Annotated in this window: 3 protein-coding genes and 1 pseudogene; all 4 read right to left on the reverse strand. The window is 66.7% G+C overall.

Translation table 11 applies throughout. The annotated features are described in order from the left end of the window. Positions 1-465, reverse strand: a 465-nt coding sequence (locus tag Y707_RS28155) for a class I SAM-dependent methyltransferase (protein ID WP_035783054.1), incomplete at its 3' end; no start/stop codon positions are given. Positions 466-500: 35 nt separating this feature from the next. Next, on the reverse strand, positions 501-2,837 hold the full coding sequence (locus Y707_RS0120925; RefSeq protein ID WP_081745063.1) for an ATP-dependent DNA helicase RecG: 2,337 nt from the start codon (positions 2,835-2,837) through the stop codon (positions 501-503). A gap of 10 nt (positions 2,838-2,847) precedes the next feature. Continuing rightward, positions 2,848-3,804, reverse strand: coding sequence for a DAK2 domain-containing protein (locus Y707_RS0120930; RefSeq protein WP_503487612.1), 957 nt, complete (start codon positions 3,802-3,804; stop codon positions 2,848-2,850). Next, positions 3,794-4,159 (reverse strand): annotated as a pseudogene (locus tag Y707_RS0120935) (thiamine-phosphate kinase); the annotation flags it as partial. The gene Y707_RS0120930 and the pseudogene Y707_RS0120935, both read right to left, overlap by 11 nt.

The raw sequence follows: 4,159 nt of genomic DNA on the forward strand, positions 1-4,159 counted from the left end.
TGCAGCGTTGAGCTCGGCCAGGTCCCGGCCGCCGATCTGCTGGGTGAGATACATGCCACCGGGGGCCAGTACCCGGACCACTTCCCCTGCGTGGTAAAACTCGTGACTATTGATCACCAGATCAAACTGATTATCCGCCAGCGGTAGATGCGCATCGTCGCTGGAGGCCACCACAGTTACCCCGTAGGGCTCCAATGCGGCTCGGGCAACCGGCACGTTGGGCTCCCACCCCTCGGTTGCGGTAATGCAGGGTGGGGCGTCGCCCTCAACATCCTCGAGTATGTCGACCAGCACCTCACCGCCGCCGGTGCCCATATCCAGCATCGAGATGGCGCCCCGGGCGGCGGATGCGGCCAGCGATTCATAGTTCCATGGAGTCGCACCACCCTGAACCCGGTCGCCGTAGACCGAGAAATCCCACCCATCCAGGGACGCGGCCTGCTCGACGAGCATCTCGAAGTCCATACCGTTACACTACACAGCCGGGTTCTCGTTCCGTCTTACCCCCGCTCGAGGAACGCTTCCTCTTCCGGCTTCAGGTACTGCTCGATGGCGCGGGCCAGGTCCTGGTGCTGCTTCAGGTCAGGATCGGCGTCGATAATCGTCTGGGCCTCGGCCCGCGATTTCTCGATAATGGCCTGGTCTCCGCTGTGCACCACGCGAAGTTTCTTCAGGGTGGACTTTCCGCCCGACTGGCTGGAGCCGAGCACGTCGCCTTCGCGGCGCAGCTGCAGGTCCAGTTGGGCCAGCTCGAAGCCATCCGTGGTCGCGGCGGTGGCGTCGAGCCGGGTGCGGCTGGGATGTCCCTTCTCCAGATTGGTGACCAGCAGGCAGGTGCCGGCATGGCCACCTCGGCCCACGCGGCCACGAAGCTGGTGCAGCTGGGAGATCCCGAATCGGTCTGCGTCGAGGATGATCATTAGGGTGGCGTTGGGAACGTCGACGCCGACTTCGATCACCGTGGTGGAGATCAGCATGTCGATTTCGCCGGCGTTGAATGCGGCCATGGTGGCGGACTTTTCCTCCGCATCGAGACGTCCGTGCAGAATACCGATCCGCGTTCCTGCCAGCGCCGGGACCTCGGCAGTGAGCCGGGCCAGTTTGATCACCGCGGCCAGCGGCGGGCCCTTCGGCTTCGACGTACCGTTGCCACCGCGGCCGACGTCGTTGGCACCGCTGCGCGACCTGTCGCCGACGCCATCGCCGCCAGCCAAACCGTCGTCGTCATCATTCACCAGGTCCGGTACGTCCCGCCCGGCGCTAACGTCGTCGTCGCCAATCTTGGGGCAGACCAGGTACACCTGCCGCCCGACGTCGATCTCCTCCCGCGCCCGCGCCCAGATCCGGTCTTTCCAGTTCGGGTTCTCCGCCAGCGGCACCACATGGGTGCTGATTGGCGAGCGTCCGGCCGGCAGCTCGGTCAGGCTCGACGTGTCCAGGTCCCCGAAAACGGTCATTGCCACCGTCCGGGGTATCGGCGTCGCCGTCATTACCAGCAGGTGCGGCGGTTTGAGCGCCTTGGTCCGCAGCACGTCGCGCTGTTCGACGCCAAAGCGGTGCTGCTCGTCGACGACAATCAACCCCAGGTCGAAGAAGCTCACGTTCTCGGACAGCAGCGCGTGGGTGCCGATGACGATCCCGGCGGATCCGTCGGCGGCTGCCAGCATCGCGCGCTTCCGCTCCGCCGTGGATTGCGAACCGGTCAGCAGCCGGACCTGCGTCCCGTCAACATCCCCGCCCAGCATCCCGGCCTCCGCCAGAGGACCAAGGGCAGCGGTGATCGAGTAGTAGTGCTGGGCCGCGAGAACCTCGGTCGGGGCCAGCATCGCCGCCTGTCCCCCGGCGTCGATCACCTGCAGCATCGCCCGCAGCGCCACAATGGTCTTGCCCGAGCCGACCTCGCCCTGCAACAGCCGGTTCATTGGGTGGTCCCGGGCCAGCTCGCCGCTGAGGTCCTCGCCAATCTCCCGCTGCCCGTCGGTCAGCGTGAACGGCAGCCGGGCATCGAACCGGTCCAGCAGCCCGCCGGACTGCGCCGGCCGTGCGGTGGCATCCTGCCGTGCATGTTCGGCCCGCCGCTTGGCCAGCGCCGTCTGCAGCACCACCGCCTCCTGGAACCGGATCCGCCGCTCCGCCTCCGCGATCTCTTCCATGGTGTCCGGCCGGTGCAGCTGCTCGTACGCCTCCCGCAGCGACAGCAGCCCCTCCCGCCGCGCCATCTCGTACGGCACCGGGTCCGGCAACGCCTCAAAGTTCACCGAGTCGAGCAGGATCCCGACAGCGTCCTTGATCTTCCAGCTGGTCAACTTCCCCGTCGCCGGGTATACCGGGATCGGCCGTGTCGCCAGCGTCTCACTTTCCGTGCCGTCGTCGTCGGCCAACAGCGTGTAAACGGGGTTGGTCAGCGTGAGCTGCCCCTTGTAGGAGGTGACCTTGCCGGAGAACATCGCCTGCATGCCGACGGTCAGTTCCTTGTGCGCGGCGTACCCGTTGAAGAAGGTGACGTGCATGTAGCCGAGACCGCCGGAGCCGTCGGTAATGGTGATCTCGGTGATAGAGCCCTTGCGGGTCTGCATCCGCCGCTGGGTGTTGGTGTGGATCCGCGCCACCAGGGTGACGTCCTCGTCCCGGGGAACGTCGGCAATGGGCGTCAGCTCGCCGCGCTTCATGTAGGCGCGGGGGTAGTAGTCCAGCAGCTCACCAACGGTGCGCAGGCCCAGGTGCTTCTCCAGCACGTTCGCCGACTTTTTCCCGATCCGCCGTTCCAGCGGGAAGGAGTACTCCGTCGGCCCGTGCGGCGCCGCCTTGGTATCGCTGAGGTTTACCGCCTGTCCCACCACGACAAACCTACGCGGAGCTGGCGGACAGCGACGTCACGCTGACATTCTGCGGATCGGCCAGTAGCCGGATGACGTCGAGCACCGGCTCGGCCTCGGCCACGTGGACGTGCAGGCGCCACCGGTAGCCCTCCTCCACCTCGGTCACCGCGCTCATGATCACGGAGTCGCCGAGCTCGTCAAGCCGGGCGCGCAGCCCGGCCGCGTCGAGCGGGGAAAGATTCACCGTGCACATCACTTCGACGCCGTCGCCGGTGGCGATGTCCGGGTGGATGTGCGGGGATTGCACGGCGTATCCGGAGAGCCCGTCCAGCAGGTCCTCCTGCAGCTCCCCGCCCAGCACCACTGCCCGCAGCGTGTCGAGAATGAGCAGCAGCCCGACGCCGCCGGCATCGACCACGTGCGCCTCGGTCAGTTGGGACAGCTGGCTCTCGGTGTCCACCACCGCTTCCCGCGCGGCTTCGACGACGGCGTTGAGCGTCTGGGTCAGTGCGGCGTTGCTGTCATCGGCATGCGTCTGCACCGCCATCGCGGCCGCATCCGCGCAGCTCTCCAGCACCGACAGCATCGTCCCCGGTACCGGGTCGGACAACGCGGACCAGGACCGGATCTGCGCCCGGTGCAGTCCCGCGGCCAGCAGCGGCCCGGTCAGTCGGTTGCTGCCGTGCAGCGGTTCGGCCATCGCCGACAGCATGACGCCAAAAAGTGTCCCGGAGTTACCGCGCGCATCCTCCATCGCCGCCTGCGCAGCAATCTCCAGGAGGTCGCCCAGGTCCTGCGACTCGACCACGGCCGCGGCGGTGGAGGCCGAGCGGATCGTCAGGTACAGGTTGGTTCCGGTGTCGCCGTCGGCAACCGGGAAGATATTGATCGCATTCAGGCGGTCGCTGTGATTGCCCAGGCACTCCTCCGACTTGCTCAGCCACCGCCGGATTCCGGCAGCATTGGCGGCAATTTTAGTGTGCAAAGTGATCCCATCCCACAGTCTTTACCGGGGCACCCCCCAGCGTGACGCCTGATTCTCCAGCGTGTATCGAGCCTATCGCAATGAAGCCCTCAGGCAGTTTAGTCCCACTGGCGAATGTCGCCAACAATCCGTGGTCCTCTCCCCCGCCCAGCACCCAGTCGACGGCGTCGGCGCCCAGCAGTTCGGCGGTTGACTGCAGTGGTTCGGCAAGCTTTTCGACGGCGGCAGGGTCCAGATCGACGACGACGCCGCTGGCCGTGGCCACGCGGCCTGCGTCCCGGACGAGGCCGTCGGAAAGGTCGATCATGGAATGTGCCCCGGCAATTGACGCAGCTGGTCCCGCCTGCAGTGGCGG

Origin of the sequence: Arthrobacter sp. H14, from assembly GCF_000520495.1 — a bacterium.
Taxonomy (GTDB): domain Bacteria; phylum Actinomycetota; class Actinomycetes; order Actinomycetales; family Micrococcaceae; genus Arthrobacter_C.